10 protein-coding genes and 7 pseudogenes are annotated in these 20391 nt (G+C 58.5%); 10 read left to right on the top strand and 7 right to left on the bottom strand.

Annotated features, from left to right (window positions below; genetic code table 11):
- Positions 1-45: 45 nt before the first annotated feature.
- Together EN861_RS08900 and EN861_RS08890 are read right to left on the bottom strand one after the other, a co-directional pair.
- Positions 46-297 (bottom strand): annotated as a pseudogene (locus EN861_RS08900) (IS66 family insertion sequence element accessory protein TnpB); the annotation flags it as partial.
- A 234-nt stretch (positions 298-531) separates the two neighbouring features.
- Positions 532-794 (bottom strand): annotated as a pseudogene (locus EN861_RS08890) (IS3 family transposase); the annotation flags it as partial.
- A 5-nt stretch (positions 795-799) separates the two neighbouring features.
- Here EN861_RS08890 and EN861_RS08885 point away from each other — a divergent pair.
- Positions 800-1074: pseudogene (locus tag EN861_RS08885) on the top strand (IS630 family transposase); the annotation flags it as partial.
- Between the two features lie 459 nt (positions 1075-1533).
- Positions 1534-3651 carry a S9 family peptidase gene (locus EN861_RS08880; RefSeq protein WP_189342123.1) on the top strand — a complete coding sequence of 706 codons (2118 nt, stop codon included), beginning with the start codon at positions 1534-1536 and terminating at the stop codon, positions 3649-3651.
- A gap of 718 nt (positions 3652-4369) precedes the next feature.
- On the opposite strand, the pseudogene EN861_RS08875 reads toward EN861_RS08880, so the two are convergent.
- Positions 4370-4604, bottom strand: a pseudogene (locus tag EN861_RS08875) (ATP-binding protein); the annotation flags it as partial.
- A 660-nt stretch (positions 4605-5264) separates the two neighbouring features.
- On the opposite strand from EN861_RS08875, the pseudogene EN861_RS36160 reads away from it, so the two are divergent.
- Positions 5265-5786 (top strand): annotated as a pseudogene (locus EN861_RS36160) (tyrosine-type recombinase/integrase); the annotation flags it as partial.
- A 398-nt stretch (positions 5787-6184) separates the two neighbouring features.
- Here the strand turns inward: EN861_RS36160 and EN861_RS08865 are convergent.
- Positions 6185-6361 carry a hypothetical protein gene (locus tag EN861_RS08865; RefSeq protein WP_245512013.1) on the bottom strand — a complete coding sequence of 59 codons (177 nt, stop codon included), beginning with the start codon at positions 6359-6361 and terminating at the stop codon, positions 6185-6187.
- 1447 nt (positions 6362-7808) lie between these two features.
- Between EN861_RS08865 and EN861_RS08860 the strand changes: the two genes are divergently transcribed.
- Positions 7809-8579 (top strand): hypothetical protein, encoded by a 771-nt coding sequence (locus EN861_RS08860; RefSeq protein WP_128314537.1) that lies wholly within the window; start codon positions 7809-7811, stop codon positions 8577-8579.
- Positions 8580-9046: 467 nt separating this feature from the next.
- Positions 9047-9166: pseudogene (locus tag EN861_RS08855) on the top strand (transposase domain-containing protein); the annotation flags it as partial.
- A gap of 738 nt (positions 9167-9904) precedes the next feature.
- Here the strand turns inward: EN861_RS08855 and EN861_RS36750 are convergent.
- On the bottom strand, positions 9905-10153 hold the full coding sequence (locus tag EN861_RS36750) for a hypothetical protein (RefSeq protein WP_189341898.1): 249 nt from the start codon (positions 10151-10153) through the stop codon (positions 9905-9907).
- A gap of 760 nt (positions 10154-10913) precedes the next feature.
- Positions 10914-11177, bottom strand: a complete 264-nt coding sequence (locus EN861_RS35825) for a hypothetical protein (protein ID WP_135932612.1) — start codon at positions 11175-11177, stop codon at positions 10914-10916.
- 752 nt (positions 11178-11929) lie between these two features.
- On the opposite strand from EN861_RS35825, the gene EN861_RS08840 reads away from it, so the two are divergent.
- From EN861_RS08840 to EN861_RS08825, 4 genes are all read left to right on the top strand, one after another.
- The gene (locus EN861_RS08840; protein WP_128314536.1) at positions 11930-13036 is read left to right on the top strand and encodes an ABC transporter substrate-binding protein; all 1107 of its coding nucleotides are present in this window, start codon (positions 11930-11932) and stop codon (positions 13034-13036) included.
- A gap of 328 nt (positions 13037-13364) precedes the next feature.
- Entirely contained in the window at positions 13365-14363 is a 999-nt protein-coding gene (locus EN861_RS08835) for an ABC transporter ATP-binding protein (protein ID WP_128314548.1), read from the top strand.
- A 16-nt stretch (positions 14364-14379) separates the two neighbouring features.
- Positions 14380-16161, top strand: a complete 1782-nt coding sequence (locus tag EN861_RS08830) for an ABC transporter permease subunit (protein WP_128314535.1) — start codon at positions 14380-14382, stop codon at positions 16159-16161.
- A 360-nt stretch (positions 16162-16521) separates the two neighbouring features.
- Positions 16522-17688 carry a Xaa-Pro peptidase family protein gene (locus tag EN861_RS08825; protein ID WP_128314534.1) on the top strand — a complete coding sequence of 389 codons (1167 nt, stop codon included), beginning with the start codon at positions 16522-16524 and terminating at the stop codon, positions 17686-17688.
- A gap of 95 nt (positions 17689-17783) precedes the next feature.
- On the opposite strand, the pseudogene EN861_RS08820 reads toward EN861_RS08825, so the two are convergent.
- Positions 17784-17932 (bottom strand): annotated as a pseudogene (locus EN861_RS08820) (IS630 family transposase); the annotation flags it as partial.
- A gap of 770 nt (positions 17933-18702) precedes the next feature.
- Here EN861_RS08820 and EN861_RS08815 point away from each other — a divergent pair.
- Positions 18703-20361 (top strand): ABC transporter substrate-binding protein, encoded by a 1659-nt coding sequence (locus tag EN861_RS08815; RefSeq protein ID WP_245512012.1) that lies wholly within the window; start codon positions 18703-18705, stop codon positions 20359-20361.
- The last annotated feature ends 30 nt before the right edge of the window (positions 20362-20391 follow it).

Here is a 20391-nt window from a genome sequence, read left to right as displayed (position 1 = left end):
GTTCGACGGGATGACTGGCGACCAACACCTTCACGCCAGCCGGGATCATGCCTTGCGAACCGCCCGGATGATCCGCACCAGCTGCTCCTCATTGATATCGGCACCGGCGCGAATGACCACGCCACCCAGCTCGATCTCCACCGACGCAGACGCTGTCGGGGTGACCTCGACAAAGCCGAGCCGAGCCGTATCCCGCTGCGGCCTGACCGCACCGCTCTTGATCGCATTCCGCCGCCAGCCAAACAGCTGCGAACTCGCCAGTCCAGCCTGGCGCGCGATCGCCGACACGTTCGCACCGGCCTCAGAGACTCTTCAACCAGCCGTGCCGGCGCGCCACCGCCGACACCACCGCACCCGGCGTGAACGTCTCCTCCAGGATCCGCGCCCGCTGGCTCAAGTCTATGGTCAAGTCTGGAGACAAACGATCCTCCAAATCGGATCGTCAAGGGTGCCTCGTCACGCCGGCGCAAAGAAGGTGCGGTCAGGGCCCCGCTTAATGTAGTGCCACTCGACGCGATGGTCCTTCGATCAGGCCAGGATTGCGTTCGAGGTGAACTCCGTCCCGTGGTCAGACACGATCATGCCCGGCTGCGCGTCACGTCACCGACGATGTTCAGCACGCGGAAGCGCCGCCCGCAGGCGAACTGGTCATGGACGAAATCCAGCGACCAGCGTGCATTCGGCCGAGCCTCGACCAGGGTCGGGGCTCGTGTGCCGACCGCCCGGCGCGCACGACGCTTGCGCACGTTCAGCCCTTCCTTACGGTAGAGCCGATAGATACGGTTGATCCCCGACGGCTCTGGTATTCGACAATGCCTCACGCTACAAGACGCTGGTGCATGACTGGTTAACGAAGCGGCCGCGCTGGGATCTGCACTTCACCCCGACAAGCGCTTCTTGGCTAAACCTGGTGGAATGCTGGTTCTTGATCCGGACGCGGCGCTGTCTCCAACGGGGCACCTTTGCCAGCACCAACAGCCTGAAAGCTGCAATGCCTGGATCAAATCCGCCGACGAGATCCTCGTCAGCATTAAACGCCTCTGCCAACGCACTTTGACCTCGCACCACAGTTAGTCTTCCAGATATGTGCACCGGCCTGCCTTGCCACCGAGGTGAGCATTGATCATCTGGATTCTCGATAGCTGGGATCTTCATTCTATGCTTGTCAATTCAGAGATGACCTTGCAAGTCTAACCAGTGGCAAGGCAAGGGAGCTGCTGCGAGCTCCTAGGTATATGAGGCCATAGCCTGTGTTGCGGGCTAACCGGCGGTGAAATTGAGAGAGAATTGAAGAATAACTGAGAACCGTATGAATGCTTGCCATGCGCTTTGTCTCCGTCTGACAGCAGGCAATGTTGCGCGCCGCACGCGACACCGCCGAAAATCGGAAAGAGAAAGATGCTGGCGATCTCGCGCATGGATCGCTGAGCGGTTTGCCGCTAATTGTCTGGGAGGAAAGTTAATGCACAAACTAAGTTGTTCGCGGACTGCCGCAGGAAGCCTTGCTCTTGTTTTTCACGTGAGAGCCGTCTGATGGGAGATAAGCGCCTTCAGCCACCGCTTCTCCGTGCCGAGCCGCGGATCCGGGTCCTTCATGACGACGTCACGATTGACCGGTACAGATGGCTTTGCGACCGGGACAATCCCGATGTCCTCGCGTATCTGGCAGCCGAGAACAGCTACGCGGAGCAAGCGACAGCTCACCTGACAGGGCTCAAGGCGGAGCTCATCGCTGAGATCGAAGGGCGTCAGCTTTGCGAGGGCACGCCGCCACCATTCCAAGTTGGGCCTTTCGAGTACTTCCAAAGACACGAGCAGGACCTGTCTCACCCGGCGTGGTGGCGCCGGCCGGCGACCGGCGGCTCGGCCGAGCTTGTCTTCGACCCCAACGCGATTCCCGGGGCCGAGATCTTCTATTCGCTCGGTGTGTTCGAGCCGAGCGACGACGGGCGTTACGTAGCGTTTAGCTTCGATCTCATCGGTAACGAGCACTACGAGTTGAGAGTGCGGGACATGACCGACGGCCGCGAGGTCTGGCGCGGCTCGGGTCGCGCCAGGCAGGTTGTCTGGGCCGCCGATAATCACACGCTGCTTTTTACACGGGTGCGGGCTGACCGGCGGCAGTGCGATCAGATTGTCCGCTTGGACGTCGAGGCCTGCAGGTCTGAGGTGGTGTTCGAGGAGGCCAACGAGCGACTGGATTTGATGGTGCGGCGTTCTGATAGCGGCGCCTGGTTGTTCCTCGACTTACATGCTACCTTGGACGAGTCCTGTTGCGTTCAACGCGGCGCTGCAGAGGTGTGGTGTCTTCCCGCTGACGAGCCGGGAGGCAAGTGGCGCCGGATCGTGGGGCGTAAACTCGGGCACGAGGTCTTTGCCGAGCATTGGGGCGAGAGTTTTCTGTTTCGTGTGGACGACGCTGGACCGTACTGGCGGCTTGTCCGTGCGCCGATAGATGACCCGTCACCGGCGTGCTGGGAGGAGGTCATTCCACATCGAGCGGGCGTGATGCTCGATGAGATCCACGTGCTCGAAAACCACCTGGTTGTCCTGGAGCGAGAGGGCCTTCGTCCTCGCTTGGTCTCGCGGAACGGAAGCGGGCGGGTCGAAGCCACGATCGCTCCCGACGAGCCGAGTTGCAGCCTTACGGTCGGGCTATCGCCAGATGGTCACTATTCGGTCGCACGGCATCCGTTCCGAAGTTCGAAGTTGATCTACTCGGTTAGCTCATTCGGGACGCCCGATACCGTCGTCGAGCATGATCTCGCCAATGACCGATCGGCAGTCTTGTACCAGGCCCGTGTCGCGGGATATGACCCTACTCAATATATCGCGACAGTCGTCATGGCGGAGGCGGAAGACGGCGTTCAGGTCCCGATTTCGTTGGTCGCGCGGCGTGATCGAACGAGCCCGGGGCCGGTATTATTGAATGTATACGGCTGTTACGGAAAACCGAGATGGCCCTCGTTTTTCCCTTGGCCCTCATCCATGACCCAGCGTTTGAGCCTGCTCGATCGCGGAGTTGCTTTCGGCATCGCGCACGTACGAGGGGGCGGCGAGCTCGGACGTCCATGGCACGAGGCAGCTACCCGCGATCGAAAACGTATCACCCACACAGATCTGATTGCCGCTGCCGAGGGGCTCGTTGAGCAGGGGTTCGCCACCCGCGACGGTATTGTCATTGAGGGAAAGAGCGCTGGTGGGGGTACCGTGCTTGGCGCGGCCCTCTTACGTCCCGACTTGTTCCGCGCAGTGCTCGCTGAGGTTCCGCTTTCCGACATCATTGATACCGAAATGGATTTTACGATGCCGTGCGCACTAGTGGAAACGGTGGAGTACGGAGATCCCCACGTTGCCCACGAATATGAGTTCATGCGGAGCTACGACCCATACTACAACCTCAGCGCCGATCGCCCCTGCCCGCCGACGTATGTCGACGCCGCGCTCTACGACGGCGCGGTGCTCTATCACCAGCCCGCTCGCTATGTAGCGCAGCGTCGGTTTTGTGCAGCCGATCGCGACCCTGAGCTTGTCTTCCGCGTGCGGACTGTGGGCGGCCACAGCGGTGCCTCACATGGGGCTGGCATAGCCGACCAAGCGGCATTTCGCATGGCCTGGGCGCTCGACCAACTCCGACGGCCGAGCGGCTGAGCGGAGTAAGCAAGCGTCTGCCCCGGCTGATCAGATCGTCAGCTGCGCCGGCCAAGCCAAGCCCGGCGGCCGCACAATCCGCGTGTGATAACAAGGGTTCTCGCGGTCATTTCGCTGCACCCGGCGCGCGTTGCGGCGAGCGAAAGGCCGATCCTTATCCGAAGCCCAGCGCCGAGCTGCGCGTCAGCCGTCGGCGGAGGTCACGGCATCGGCCCGGCATGACGTTTGCCGCGGTCGGGCGATCAGATCGTAGCCTCCTGCCGCATACGGCGGCTTTTATCTCGCGCATGGGCGGACGCGGCAGGGGAGTGCCCGTCAGACGGTTTTTGGCCGGCAAATCGACCGACGCCCGCCAGTTCCGTCTCCTCCCATGCGCGCGATCGTTATTGCGAGCGGTTCGATGGACCGGACGATCTTCCGCGCGCCTAATCTTGACAGCGGACATCGAGCGCTGTTCTGCTCGTGGCTGCGGGCATGCAGACCACGCTTAACCATCAGCTCGAAGCGCAGCACCTTCAACCTATCCGCCATGCATTGTCGCCCGACGATAAGGCTCAAGCCGAATACCCCATCTCGGGCGGGTCGAGCCGATCCTCGTCACAGGAGCACGCTGATTCTGCCAATGACCGTGGAATCGGACCCCATGTTTTCGCGCAAAAGGGGGACCTCGGTGGGTGGTGAAGGGCACGGCGGTGAGCGCCCGATCAGGCGAAGCTGGTCAGGGTTGCACAGCCTGATCGGACGCGGGTGATTGGCTTTTCGGTTTTAGCTTTGAGAGCGGCTTTTTGAAGCGCCAGAATTCGTTTCCGGTCTCGATGATCTCGCAATGATGCGTAAGGCGATCGAGCAGCGCGGTGGTCATCTTCGCGTCGCCGGCGAAGACGCTCGGCCACTCGCCGAATGCCAGGTTAGTGGTGATGGTAATCGAGGTGCGTTCGTAGAGCGTCCTTCGCGGGACGATGAATGAGGTGAGTTCGCGAGGATTGCAGTACCGGTCGCATCACAACGATCAGGACCCATCCGATGTTGTTCCGCCTCATTCTTCTGATCCCATCAAGGCGACGGGCGACCGCCGATCCCGCAGAGAAGCAAGACCCTGCGAACGACCTCAGATGCCGGCGAAGCGGAAAGCTCGAAAAGCGCTTGGCTTCAACACGCCGAATAGAGAAGTAACCTTCGGACGGGCAGTGTAGGGCGAGCCACCTCACGAAAGAGGCGGACATACGGTCTTTACGCCTGACGGCCCATCCACGTTCAAGGCTCCTTTCGCGAAACTCCATCGCGGTAACCGGTATGGACTTCCCCGCAGCAATTGTTCACCTGGCGTCGGGCTGCTCGCCGGCCGATGGGGGAGGCAGCGATATCGGTATCCATGTTCGTGCCGGCGGTGGTGACGGCAGCGCCTCCGAAGCCTGCGGCGAAGCATCGGCCACAGCCAAGAAAGCGGGACCCGGCTCGAGACGCTGGTGTGATCGAGCTCGAGATCGACGGCGTCGTGATGCAATGGCCCGGTGCCCATGCCAAGACGGTCGAAGCAGTGATACGCGCTCTGAGGGCAATGTCGTGTCGGGGCCGACTGGTGCGGTCAAGGTCATGGTGGCGACACGGCGCTGGTGCGCAAGACGATCGAGGCCGATCCGTTCTTATGCCTCGGTGTGGCCCAACGCGCGCTGTCGATTCCCATTAAACGGTCGCACATCGGGGTAACGCACCACCTCACCAAGGCCGAAGTGGACACCCTCATCGCGGCGCCCGATCCGAAGACGCCCCGTGGTCGGCGCGACCGAGCCTTTCTGCTCTTCCTGGCACGGACCGGCGCCCGGGTCCCAGAAGCCAAAGGCGTCAACGCAAACGACCTTCAGTTGGAGGGCTCTCACCCGCAAGTGCTGCTGCGCGGCAAGGGGCGCAGAGACCGCGTCGTCCCCATTCCTAAGGACCTGGCGCGCGCGCTGACAACCTTGTTGAGTGAGCGCGGGATCGCCCATCACGAGCCGCGACCGATATTCGTCGGCGCCCGCAACGAGCGCCTGACTCGGTTCGGAGCCACCCATATCGTGCGACGTGCGGCCGCCGAGGCCGTGGCTATCAGGCCTGCCTTGGCCGACAAGCCCATATCGCCGCACATCTTCCGGCACTCCCTCGCCAGGAGGCTTCTCCAGTCCGGCGTGGACCTTTTAACGATCCAAGCCTGGCTGGCACGCACAGGTCGCCACAACCCACCGCTATGCCGCCGCGGATGTCGAGATGATGCGCAAAGGACTCGAGAAGGCGGGGGTCACCGACGATCCCGGCGTGCGTTTCCGACCGAACGACGCCGTTCTGCAACTGCTGAACTTCATTTGAATATTATGTGGCGGAGGCAAGCTGGGTTTGGCCGGCCGCGAAAGCGGTCAGGGCGGCTCCGCCACATAATCTCGCCCGACCCATAAGAACGGATCCGAGCCGGGATCGCGCTCCAGGGCCAGAAGGCCGTCGGGACCTTTTCTAAAATCGACGGGATGACTGGCGACCAACACCTTCACGCCAGCCGGGATCATGCCTTGCGAACCGCCCGGATGATCCGCACCAGCTGCTCCTCATTGATATCGGCACCGGCGCGAATGACCACGCCACCCAGCTCGATCTCCACCGACGCAGATGCTGTCGGGGTGACCTCGACAAAGCCGAGCCGTATCCCGCTGCGGCCTGACCGCACCGCTCTTGATCGCATTGCGCCGCCAGCCAAACAGCTGCGAACTCGCCAGTCCAGCCTGGCGCGCAATCGCCGACACGTTCGCACCCGGCTTCAGAGACTCCTCAACCAGCCGTGCCGGCGCGCCACCGCCGACCAGCGCCGCCGCGGACGCTGCGGGCTTGCGTCCAGCCGGTTCGCAACCGCCTCAAGGACATGAAAAGTTCTATCATTAGGCATAGGCGCAGACATAGAAATTGACACTGCAAGCTCCTCGGCTTCTTCAGTGTCATCATTTCTCGCCCATCATCTCATGTCGCGCCAGATGGGGTCCGCTTCACGCTTACGTATTAGGTGCCAGCCCAGGACTATAATCTGGTTGCAGATTCGATGCGCTTGTATTCATCACCGCCATGCGGGCCATCTCAGGTGAGGCGTCGAGCTTTCCAGTGGAGCGCGACGAATTAGGCGATCCACCCGACGGAAGGCTCAAGCTATCATCAATTAGGGGCGCTCATCTGAGTGATCCGCTAGGATATAGTTAGGCAAACTCGCATGCCTGGTATCAAATATGCTCAAGAGGCAGCAGGTACGCTCATACCTGCACCGCGCGCAGTTCCGGATTAACAATACATGGCGAGGTCCCTAACGGTCTGTCGCAGAAACGCGACCACGCTGATTGCGCGCATATACAACTCGCAAGCAAGCCTTGCATAGCGTACGCCTCCAGCGAAAACCGCCTTGCAGGAGCATGGCACGGAGCCAGGCTGCGCTCTTAAGGTCGCCCTTACGAGCCAATAGTTAGCAGCACAGCATGAGCCATGTGACGAGTCGGATTTGCCGATACTGAACTCAAGCCGCGCTGGATCTGCAATCGAGATGGCATCAATACAAAAACTGAATTTGACACAGATCGCTACGCGACCATTAGTAAATAGCGATGAATTCCCGTGGAATTCATTAGCTGCAGGCGGAGGAATTCGTTCGGACTGAAACCGCGATTGAGAACAATGGTAAGATCATCGATGATCATAGCATTCCCTGCACTGAGTTGCACGCAGAAATAGCTCCGCAATTCAGAATAGAAGCCGAGCGATGGGCCAAGTACCACGCTATATATCCTAATGCACTCATAAGGGAACGAACATTTCGTGCCCCAAAAGCCGCCGATCGTGAAGCTGTTTCGCTCCCACGCCACTGACTAAACGCCATTTAATCCGAGCGCATGCCGCTGTAAAAAGAAGGAATGGTGCCCTTTGGGCGACGCGTAAATCGCTAAAGATACGTGCGCCGTCACCGCGTTAGCGCGTGAACGCGCATGGTTTGCCAGGCGCCTTGGCGGATATGAGCAGCGAACGAAATCCAAGTAGCGGCCTAGAGGTTTTTCGGGTCTTAAGTGTCGAGTGCAGTATCATGGCTTGTGAGGGAAAAAAATAGATGGGACTCATCCCTATCCGCTGCAGCAAACTTTAAAAAGGCAAGTGAAATGCAAAAACAGAATCCCACTAGAAAGATCGGCGCTATTGTTCCTTCTGATGGTACGATCCCCTATGAAATAATTGACGACAGATTTATGAACAAATGGCTCGCTGACCGCAACTTCGAGAACACGGAGTACATTTCTGTTCGCTCACTTGGTGGTAAGGATATATCTGCTGCCACGGAATTTGAATCCTGCGAGCGCGCTACTGCGGAAGATGTGCTGTCGCCGGCTGCACGCAAGTTAGGGAACATGGGATGCGGTTCGGTCATCTGGGCCTGCACAAGCGCCAGTTTCTTTAAAGGACTGCAGCATGCAAAGCGCCAGATTCAGTTCCTTTCTGAAAGTGCCCAAGCGCCCGCTTCAAGCACGGCGATGGCTTTTTTGGCTGCACTGGCGGCCCTTGGTGCGAAGCGTGTGGATATTCTATCGTTGTATGATTCTCAAACCACGAAGCTGTTGGTCACGTTTCTCTCTGAGGCAGGTGTAAGCGTTGGAAAAATCCGGAATATGTATACGCAGAGTGGACAAGGCAATGATGTCGACTGTGGAGCAGAACTGGCAGAGTTCGCCTCCTTAATGCCGATTTCCGATGACCCGATTCTCATTCCGTGTACCGGAATCAACTCCTTGGAACATTTGGAATCTTTTGAGAAAATTTCGGGTCGGCTAGTTATGACAGCCAATCAAGTCACATTATGGCATGCGCTTGTACTTGCCGGGCTTATATCCAGCACCGCAGATCCGCGCTCAACGTTAAGGCTATACGCTCAATGAATGGCGGCGGCGCACTGGGCCGACCGCGACTGGCTCGTGAGCCGACTTGCGCCTTGTTGCGCTGCTTGCATTTGAACGGGGACACCGTTGCTGCGTCGCCGGCAGGGCTGAGCAGGATGACGCCGACTGCCAAAGCCTTGACGAGCTTTGGGAGGCCGAGCACTGCTGTGCGACAACGTCGCCAACAACTCGTCGCACTTCTCGCCGGGGAATGAGCTTGTTCTCAGGCCACGGCGTTGAGCTCGGGAGCCGGGATGTACGCCAAGGCAGCAGGCCCTCGGTCAGGGTGGCCGTTGACGATCCTGGCGAGGAATGGAGCGGTTCGACACCGTTGAGTTTGAAGGTTTATGCCGACCGGCGAACTATGCCGAGCGCCTCGTCCGATCATGGCGGTATGATGCGCTTTGCCCGCCGTTTCGACCAAGAACCCATGGTTGACACTCGGCATAGTTCGCCGGTCGGCATGAACCGCCAAGATGAACCAGGTCGATCCGCACGCCTGGCTCACCGAGTCCCTCGAGCGCATCGCCCATGGCTGGCCAAACAGCGGCATCGATGCCCTCATGCCCTGGAACTACCAGCGCTGAACGGCCTCAGCTTCGCGCTTACCCTAATACCCTGACGCCTAGTACTGATCGCCAGGAAAGCCGGGTCCGCGCCTTCCATGACAGCGCCATGTGTTGGTGACATCGCTGCGTGTTCGACGCCCCCGCTTTGACTGCTTTGACTACGGCCCACGTAGTCCATAAGCGGTGTTCCGGTGGCGCCATCCGGTCCATCTCGCATTTAGATGATGGCTATACACATGCTGTATTTGCCGCTTGGCGTGGAGGAGGCTAACCGTGCCTTAAGGCACAGATCGGCGGCAGATTCGACCTTAGGTCAGCCCCTCACGATTGGCGACCGAAATTCCGGATGCGGGATGTCGGTACGCATACTCAGTTGATCGACGAGATCTTCGGAAGTTGAGTTTGAACAGAGCTTTAGGAGCATCATCTATGGCCTCGCAAAGCGCACGATCTATTGGATTAATCAGTCTAGAAGAGGGGCTACCGCAAGGTGCTATTCCGCCGGCGCCTCCGCGCGGGTCGATACTCGACCCGGCTATATACAATTTTCCGATTATCACGGAGATAGTAGCTGGTGGTTGGGCTGACGTTGTTATTCGCGGCGATGCGTCACTTGAGCCAGCCTGCGTAGCAGCTGCCAGGCGCTTAGTGGAACGAGGCGCGATCGCAATAAGCGCAGACTGCGGCTTCTTTATCCGGCACCAGGCAGCGGTGGCCGCGGCGGTAAATGTCCCCGTGGCGATGTCGAGCCTCCTCTTACTTCCGACGTTGCTCCGGCAGTTGCCGTATACTGCCAAGCTCGCCGTCATAACCGCCGACTCGAGGCATTGCGGCGAAGATCTGCTCGGGATTGCGGATCCGGTCGATCGGGCGAGGGTGATTATCGGCGGCATCGAAGGCGGCAAGCATCTGCAAAACGCGTTGATGCGTCCACCAATCCCGACGGACGTTGCCGACACTGAGAAAGAGGTCAGTGCCTGCATCGCGCAACTCCGCGCTGTCCACCCAGCAATCGCGGGAGTGTTGTTCGAATGTACCGGGTTCCCGGTGGTTACACCCGCGATCCGCCGTAGCATAGGACTGCCCATCTACGATATCACGGACCTATGTAGGCTGACGCTCGCGTCCGTCGTCTGAATATGTTCCATGTTGCGTTTTTTGGGGCGAAGTAACAGCGGCTATCGCGGCGCGCGGGGCGCCAATAGCAATGGCGTTCGGTGGATAAGCGGAACGTTGCAATTCACTTTTCGGACCGTTCCGAACCGGCATTGTTTACTTGTGAGATCGGTGTCGCAAAGACGGGGAAGAAGTCCAAGTTTGTCGGGGCGCAGAAGCGTCGTTGCGCGGCTGGCGGAGGAAGGCCATCCGTGGCGGAAAGGTGTCATCTCGGACGCGAAGTTTCCACAGCTGGAAGGATCCGGTTGCGCGTCATCTCATGAGCAAGCTCGCATGGCTCGATCATGAGCTTCCGAATTTAGGTTTGCGGACGAGCGTTTGAGCAAGCGGCTGCAACTGATGAAATGCAGGAGCGCGCCATGGCAGCCAGCATTCGCCTGATGTACGAGGCTGGCGCGCTGATCGTTTTGGAGAGTCAGGAATCCGAAAGGAAATCAGGGTGGTCAAACGCTCTTTTCCAACGCGACGACGCTAAAGCCTATGTTCATTTTCCTTCCCGCCTCACCGTTTTCCGGCCAGGCCGGGGAGGGCGGAGGCGCGTAAGTGTCACATCTCAGCTTTGCTTCTACCCTTGCAGAGCTCGGCGGTCCTAGTTCCGTCCGGCAGGCTCGCCTTGCTGAAGCCGTTTTTGCCGAGCGATGCCACCATCTCCTCGGAGCCGAGACAGTCCTTCAGCGCGACGTTGAAGGCGTTGACCGAAGCCTGCTCGTTTGGGGATGAGGATGGCGGCGTAGTCGGACTTGGAAGGTGGCGCGTATGAATCGGCCGGCTCGATACTGTCATCCTTATCGGCAAGCGTTTTTATTATATAGAAGTAGTTGCCGCTGATAGTGTCGGCGTGTCCGACCGTCATGGCCTGGAGATCTCCGCCTGCCGGCCACCTGGATGATCTTGTCGTTAGGGATGCCGATTTTTTCGCCTTCGCCATCACAATCAGCCGGCGCCAGGTGACGAAGGTGAGACCTTTGCCCCCCCACATCTTCGCAGGAATGCAGTCCTTCCGGACTGCCATTCCGCACGATCAGCACTGCCGCGACCTTGGCTAGCGGATTACAGCCCGTTGCGGCAGCGTTCGGGCACGATGAACATGCCGCCGGTGATAGATTCCAAGCGACCGGCCTCCAGGCTAGCACGATGGAGCCAGTCACATGGTGCCTATCTTCTTTAGAATGTCCAGCATCGCATTGACCAAGCCAAGCGGCTCGTTGTTCTCACCCGGATAGGCCCAAGGAACCTCGTTGGAGAAGCCGATCCGGATCGTCTCTCCGTTTTGACCTTGCTGAGCGATGAGGCCCGAGCTCAGTGAACGGTCAAATCTGGAGCCCGCTTCCCGCATTAATAGGCCGCGCGAGACCAGCGCGTCAGGGGTAGCGCAGTGTGCCGATGGCGCGCTGCCTGTGCGGAACCATCTCGCTGCTAGATGGTATCATAATAACACTGTATTTGACCCCGAGCCGGCCCGCAGTTGATCATCCAACACAGCCTTTTCTTGGACAGGTTGCGCTGTATGCTGACTTCGGCGCCGCGCCGTCAATAGCTGCCTGCGGTCCAGGATTGGTTTGAAACTGCGCCTACTACTATGCAAGAAAAAGAAGGGGAACAACAATGAACTACTGGATCAACCGCAGACGTTTCCTGCAGGCGACGTCATCCGCTCTCACGGTCGGCGCACTGTCTTCCGTGGCTAGCCAGGCGTCGGCTCAATCATCGGGCGAGTTAACGGTGATGGTAGGCGGCGGCGACTACGGCAAGGCCAATATAAAGGCATATGTGGAACCGTTCGAGGCCGAAACCGGGATTCGAGTAAACCCGATCACCGACGATATGTCTCTCGCGCAACTTGAGCTGATGGTGACCACGAATAACGTTTCAGTCGATGTGGTTACCATGGGCAACGGCACGGCGTCTCCTGCACACAAAAAAGGTCTCTTAGAGCAGATCGATTATTCGATATACAAAAAAGAGGAACTCGATGGTATCGTGGACTTTGGAAAGGAACCGTTCGGCGTTGCCTTCGTGATGTACTCAGTCAATATGGTATATAATACGGATAAGTTTCCTTCAGGCAAACCGCGCCCCAACACCTGGGCTGAGTTCTGGGATGTGAACCGGTTTCCGGGTGTTCGCGCGCTACAGTCGGGCATATACGGGAATGAAGGCCCCTGGGAAGAAGCCCTGCTTGCAGATGGAGTTTCTGCAGATGCGCTCTATCCGATGGATATCGACCGCATTTTTGTCAGTTTGGACAAGATAAAGCCGCATGTCCGCAAGTGGTGGACGAGTGGCTCCGAGATTCAGCAGATGATGCATGATAAGGCTGCCGACCTTCTGCAATCGTATGATGGACGAGCAGTCCTATTGGTAGATCAGGGTGCGCCCATCGAGATCAGTCGCAGTCAGCCCAAGGTAACTTGGGACTATCGAGTAATTCCCAAGGGTGCTCCGAATGCACAAAACGCGCAAAAGTTCATTGAATTTTCCACCCGCGCGGACCGCCAAGCGACGTTTGTGCAAATCTTTCCCATCGGCCCGACAAATCTAAATGCCCATAATCTAATTCCCGAGGAGGTTGGACGCAAGCTTGCCAGTCATCCTGACTACTTGAGAAATAGTATTCGGGTCAACGGGAATTGGTACTCCGATGTTGGAGCGGATGGCTTGTCGAATGCAGAGCGGCTCACTCAGCGCTGGAACGAGTGGATTCTGCTCTAGCCAGCTTTAGAATCGGCAAGGCGGCTACGATCCAGTCGTCAGCTTGCCGACCTGAATGTCTTGATGAGCCACGAGTGTCGGACTCCTTCATTTCGTGAAGCTGGTTGCCCCTTGCTAGCGATTTAGTCATTTTGCAACTTCGCTGCAGCCGACACCGCTATTTTGCGACGCTGATGCGCCCCCAATCAGTCGATGGTGTACGCAGTTGGGTCTTTCTGGAGTATCAACAGTGACTGTGTATATCAGAAATCCGGTCTCACTTACTGAGGTTAACGCATTGGAGCAAAGCGCGGTCCCCGCACAGATTGAATTTCGCAAGGTTACCAAGATGTACGGGCGGGTCGCCGCGGTCAAAGACCTGTCACTGACTGTCCGTCGCGGCGAGTTCCTGACAATTCTCGGCCCGAGCGGTTCGGGCAAGACCACAGCGTTGATGCTGCTTGCCGGGTTCGTAGCGCCCAATGAGGGCGACATCTTGATCGCTGGAAACTCCGTCGCTGCAGTGCCGTCCTACCGGCGCGACCAGGGCATTGTCTTTCAAAGCTATGCTCTTTTTCCCCACCTTACGGTGCGTCGGAACCTTGAATTTCCCCTCGAAATGCGCGGCATGAAGGCTGCCGAGAGGGCAGCTCGGGTCGACCGCATGCTTGAGCGCGTGCATCTTGAGGACTTTGGAGGCCGCATGCCGTCGCAATTGAGCGGGGGCCAGCAGCAGCGCGTGGCGCTTGCCCGAGCGCTGATTGCCGATCCGCCGTTTCTCTTGCTCGACGAGCCGCTCGGCGCACTCGACCGCAACCTTCGCGAGCAGATGCAGGTCGAGATGAAGAGCCTGCACAAAGAGTTTGGCATCACCACCATCTGTGTCACGCACGACCAGGAGGAGGCGCTCACCCTGTCGGACCGCATCGTCGTCATGCGCGCCGGTCGGATCGAGCAGACCGACGCGCCCGAGGCCCTCTACGACCGGCCAGCGACGTGCTTCGTGGCAAAGTTTCTGGGCGAGGCAAACATCCTCGAAAATCCTGGTTTCACTGTCGAATCCGATGCCGCGCAGCCGTTCGGTACCGTGGCTATGATCCGGCCGGAGCGTATTTGTATTAGCCTCCCCAATGCACCAAAGCGGGCCAATGCGGATCAGTGGCAGTCCGTCAGCGGCATCGTCGATGAAATGATCTATTGTGGCCCGTTGCGCAAATACCATGTGCGCGTCGGGAGCACTGTCCTGATCGTGCGCGAGCATGTCGCCTCGGAACAGCAAACGTTCCGGCTGGGCTCGGAGGTGCGCATCCACTGGCTGCGGTGCGACGTTCGTTTCGTCTCATTATAGGCGCTAGGAAATCCGGATGAAGATGTTTCAGACAGTGGGCCGTATGCCCATCGGCCTTACCGTTCCGGCCTTCACGATCCTTTTCGTCGTCTTCGGCATACCAATCATTCTGCTCTTTTTTACAAGCGTCAATGCACCAGCTTTTTCGCTAGCCAACTATCAGGCGTTTTTCAGTCACCCAGCGAATGTTCGCGTGCTCTTGCAGACGATCGAGATAAGCATCGTCGCCACGGGCATCTGCGTCATCATCGGCTATCCCACGGCCTATCTCATCGTCGCCGCCCCGAAGCACCTGCGCGTGGCGCTCGTCGTGCTCGTCATCATCCCCTACCTGACCAGCGCCTTGGCGCGCACTTATGCATGGATCGTCATTCTAGGCGACCGCGGCTTGATCAACCATATGTTGCTCGACCTCGGGTTAATCTCCAGTCCGCTCCCGCTCATCTACAACCGAACGGCAGTCTATATTGGCATGGTGCACATTATGCTGCCAATGATGATCCTGCCACTTGTCAGCGTCATGATGGGCATCGATAAGTCACTGATGGCGGCGGCACGCAGCATGGGCGCGCGGCCACTCACCGCTTTCTGGCGGGTATTTTTCCAGCTCAGCATGCCGGGCGTGCGCAGCGGCGCGGTGCTGGTCTTTGTGCTCTGCCTCGGCTTCTACATCACTCCGGCGGCTCTCGGGGGGCTGCCGGATGCCATGCTGTCGACCTTCATTGCGTCGCAGGTTTCGACCTCCTTCAATATAGCGCGCATCGCCGCATCGGCCTTCGTCCTCTTGGCGGTGGCGGTGATCATGCTATCCATGTTCGGGCTTGATCTCTCCCATAGGCAGGGCAGCGCGGGGCAGCCGGCGCGTAAGCCTTGGCTGAGCCGACGGTCGCCTTTCGGTGCGCTGAAGCGCTGGGTCAATGAGCTTCTCACTCCCATTAGGGCGAAGCGCTGGATAGATCAGCTCTACCGGGCCGGCGGCGACAGCCACTGGCCGAAGATCGTCGGCACGGTATTCGTCCTACTCGTCATGTTCTACCTGCTGTTTCCCGGGCTCGTGGTCGTCATTATGTCATTTAGCGCCGGGACGTTTCTGGAATTTCCTCCCTCGGGCCTTTCCCTGCAGTGGTACCGCTCCTTCTTCGGCGATCCATCCTGGAGAGACGCTGCCTGGACCAGCATCCAGATCGCCGTTGCCGTGGCCATCCTGTCGACCATTGTGGGCACGCTTGCGGCCTATGGGCTCACCCGCACGACCTTTCCGCGGCTGCGCGGCTTCCTGACCATGCTGATCCTGACGCCGATAACTTTTCCGGTCATCGTCGTCGGTATCGCAACCTATCTCGGGCTGGTCAAACTCGGACTGCTAGGCTCGAACACCGGAATCGTCCTGGGTCATAGCATCGGCGCGATCGGCTATGTCGTCGTGATCGTCTCCGCCACCCTGGCGAATTTTGACAGACGGCTTGAGGACGCGGCCAAGAGCATGCGTGCGGGGCCTTTCCAGACGTTTAGGCGGGTGACGCTGCCGCTGGTTCGGCCGGGCATCATCGGCGGCGCCGTGTTCGCGTTCCTCCACTCCTTCGACGAGGTCGTCATCACGTCCCTCATCGGGGGCCTCTCGATTCGTACCCTGCCGCTGAAGATGTGGGAGAACATACGCCACCAGATCGACCCGACGATTGCCGCAGTGGCAACGCTGCTGATGCTATTGCCTGTGCTCTGGCTAATGGTCCTCTATGTCACGTGGTGGCGATCGAAGCTAAGAGAGCAGCCCGCACTTCTGAACTCCGCGATTTAAACGGTCTCCCCACGGTCGGCGGAGACTCGGCCAGATGGAAGCGCGCAAGCCTGTGGCCTTAATATGCCCGAACAGGCTGACAAGGAGGCTGGCACTAACGCGCGCATGATCGAATGTCATCCGGCCACAGTTGTTGCCGGCGGTCATAGCTTTGGAGACCGATGCTTGAGCCGTTGAGCAGGAGCTGAATGCGATTCGAGATTCAGCCTCTATGTTGGAGGTGCGGAAACGACTTGGTAAACCTGAGACTACGGTGGTTTGGCTGATGCTGCCGGGGCTTTTCGCTTGGCGCAGGTGCCGCACGCCGCATCGCGAGCACCACTCCAACTGAACAACGACAATTGATGCGCGGAGAAGATCATGAATGTGAAGCAGATAGCAATCCCCGGCACCGGAACAATATATCCGAGATCCGAATATGAGAAGCGGCAAGAGCGCGTACTCGAAGCTGTGGAACGCGCTGGCCTTGATGGCCTCATGGTAACCGCCAGAAGCCACCTTCGCTATCTGACTGGCTATTCCGGCCAGGGATCTTATTTCAGGCCGTTCCCGCTCATACTATCAACGGGGCGGGCGCCGACCTTTATCGTCCGGGAGTTCGATGAGGGGAATGTCAGGGCAAATAGCTGTATCGACAAGATAGTGCCCTTCACCGAGGGATATGAGTGGCGCACGGTTTGCGCTGATGTTCTGCGGCGACATGGCCTTGACCATAAGCGAGTCGGGATGGAACTCGATTGCTGGGGCCTAGCCCCGGCGGACGTGACCGCGCTACAAGCGGCCTTGCCCAATGTGAAGATCGTTGATGCGGGCAGGCTGGTCGCGTCAATCGCGGCCGTGAAGGACGAAATCGAAATTACGGCTGTGCGCGAAGCGGCCGCCATGACGGATCTCGCTATCATCACATTCCAGGAATCGCTTCTGGAGGGGGTCACCGAAAGCGAGGTTGCCGCAAAGATCCGCAATCGGGTTTCAACCGCCGGTGGGGAGGACATACAACCCGAACATTTGCATATGGTCTTCGGCGAACGCCTGCGGGTGCCGCATCAGGAGCCGGACAAGTATCCGATCGGGATAAACGAGGGGGCCTTTATCGAAGTCAGCGGGACAAAAAATGACTATGTCGCCCCATTGTGCCGGTCCGCTGTCGTGGGGCGCCATCCCGGGCTCGAAGCGCTGTACGAAATTTCGTCGGAGGCTTTGGACGCGGGTATCGCCATCATGAAACCGGGTGCCACGACCGGCGCCGTGAATGCGGCTATCCGCAGCGTGGTTCAACGATCCACGCACCCGCACGCTCTTCGCAGCAGGACCGGCTACCAAATTGGAGTGTATTGGAACGAACGCGGCAACATCAGCATAGAACCAAGGACTGAAGATATCCTGGACGTCAATATGACGTTCCACCTGCCGATTATTCTCTTCGACGAGAATGGCTATCAGATCGGTTGCAGCGAAAGCGTTTTGATAACGGAGCAGGGGGCTGAAATACTTGGCAAAGTCCCACGAACCATCGATAGAGCCTAGTACTCGAAAACATCACGTGAGGCTAGTCCACAGACCGGCCGCACAGCCCGAACGCTTTAAGCTTAATCCGCTCCGGCAAATGCCGGGACTAAACACGCGCCGAGGAAGGTAAGCGGGCGCCAGTGGCCGTGCGGAGCCAAGACGCGTAGCCGCTTACCCTTGGTCTCAATCTCGGACCGGAGCGTTGGTCATGATCCAGGTTTCGTTTGACGAAGACCAGGCGCTGCGGATCGAGGCCGCTCTGCCAGGAGCAGCCGCATCGTGCCTTTATCGTTGAGCAGATCAATCGGCCAATCAGAGTTCTGAACTGACGCGCTGCATCGACTGAAGGACGAGTTGGCAGCGCGCGGGGTCAAAGCCTCGCACGAGCGGTGTGGCTGTTCCTGCGGCGCGAGGGCCCGAGCTTGGAAAAGCTCTGTTCGCCCTTGAGCAGGCGCGCGCTGATATTGCCCGCAGGTGCTAGCGATGCGAACGGCAACGCGCGGGTGATTGCGGTCGGCTGGTTTTTGGCTTTTACCCTGTCAAAGACACCTGAACTCCCGACGACATGGCCACGCGGCATCTGGAGTATTGGGTCCGGCGCGCTCGACTACGACGAGCCAGATGAGCTGGTCGGACGTGGAGCGGCAGGATCGGACTTGCGGAGATGGAGAGGTCCTCAATGGTGTCATCAGGCACCAAAACGATCGCGCCAAGAACTCTGAACTCGCGACAGAATCGGCATCAGCTCCAACGGGCGCCAATGCTTTTGGCAGGCAATGCCAAAGCATAGAGATTGGCGGCACGCCCATTCGCGATTTCAAGCGGATTCAACATAATCCGGCCCTAGACCATTCTACCGGCTTGCCTCGGCCGTCATCGAACACGGATGCCAACTATCATCTAGATTCTAGATGGTTGCGATATCGTTTCTATGTTTGCCAATTCCGAGGCCGCAACCCAGTAATAGGACAAAGGCTACGACATCAACAGTGTAGGCTGGGATGCCCGTGTCATGGGGTGGTGGAGGTAAGAATGAACACGTACATATCTAGTCGTCGAGTAGTCATGAAGGCAATGCTAGCGATGTCGGCGGCGCCTTGGATGTTGAGCACTAAGGTCTTCGCTTCGTCTTCATGCGACGATCATGTCGTCCGGTTTGGCGGAATCTTGTCCCCCGACACGATGAACCCATTTGCGTCATGGGCCTCCTGGCAGCCATTGGTCTGCACATATGATTTTCTGGTCTGCGTGGATGCCCAGCGCCACCCCGACCGACGAGGATTTGCCAAAGAGTGGTCGGTTGCTGACGACAACCTCACGTGGACCTTTAAGATTTGGCCAGGTATGAAGTGGTCGGACGGCCAGCCTGCCACGGCTAGGGACGCTGCATTTACCTACAACTACCTGCTCGGGTCCATCGGCAAGCCCGACGAACTCAATGTCGGCGAAAACAGCACTGCTGACATGCAGAAAGTCGAGTCCATCACGGCCATCGACGACGAGACGCTTCGAATCGTGACTAAGACCCCCACTCGATGGCCGATTGATAATTTTACTATGATCGTCCCTCAACACATTTGGAAGGACGTCAGCTATGCGGATGCACGCAGCACCTTCCGCAATGATCCGCCGCTGGTGGGAACGGGGCCGTTGATTGTTCAGGAATTTCAGCAGGGCCAGTTCGTCCGCTTCACGCCAAACCCGCACTTCCGTTCGGGCAGGCCATCTACGGCCGGCATGATCATGAGCTTCTTCAATACAGCCGATCCTATTGCTCAAGGTCTGAAGAGCGGCAGCCTCGATTTTGGTATCAGTCTGACGGCGGCGCAGTCGGCTGACCTTTCCAAGAATCCTGCAATCAAAGTCGTGGAAACGCGGTGTGAGCAGGTAAATTATCTTGCCTTTAACACCGCGTCCGGTAAGGGAGCCGGCAGTAGCAAGGCCCTTCAGGACCCGGCGTTTCGTGATGCGATTGGCTACGCAATTGACCAGAAGGCTATTGTCGATCGAGCCTTCCGCGGGCTCGCCGAGCCCGGTGTTGGACTGGTGCCGCCATCCGCAGCTGACTACTACTCTGATCTGAACGACGTTAGGCGCCATTTCGATTTGGCCGAAGCCGGTCGCCGGCTTGATGATGCAGGATATCTAGACTCGAATGGCGACGGAATTCGAGAGGACAAGGACGGAAAAAGATTCCAGCTTGAGCTCATTACTGGCACCGTCTCGGGCAAGCTTGAGATTCCAATGGCGGCCGTGCAGCTTATTGCTGGCTGGCTCGGGCAAATCGGAATTCCCGTATCAGTAACCCAACTCGAAGCCGGCGCGTTGAGCGCCCGTACTGAAACGTCAGCGGATAGCGGCGGCTGGGATCTACTCGTCGCCGCAGCTTGGCCGTCACCTACCCCCGATGATCTGCTGCGTGGATTTAGCAGCGGGGCTCACGCAAACAGAGCGTTCTGGAGTAATGAAAAGTTCGACGCGATCTTGTCGGAGGTCGAGGTCACCTTGGACCTAAAGAAGGGCCAGGAGCTGGTAGATCAGGCCGCACGGCTGGTTTACACCGAAGCGCCTTATATAACGTTGTGTTACCCCTTCTTGCTCGAAGCCTATCGCAAGGATTGCTTTGAGGGATGGGGGGAGGACATATCACTGTGGAGTTATTATCCTTTTGATCGCTTGAGGTCGGCCTAAAGTGGGTCGTGGACAAGGAGGCCGGGCAAG

This window comes from Mesorhizobium sp. M8A.F.Ca.ET.218.01.1.1, from assembly GCF_004791165.1.
In the GTDB taxonomy this organism is placed as follows: Bacteria; Pseudomonadota; Alphaproteobacteria; order Rhizobiales; family Rhizobiaceae; genus Mesorhizobium.
This window is presented reverse-complemented; position numbering and strand designations above follow the sequence as displayed.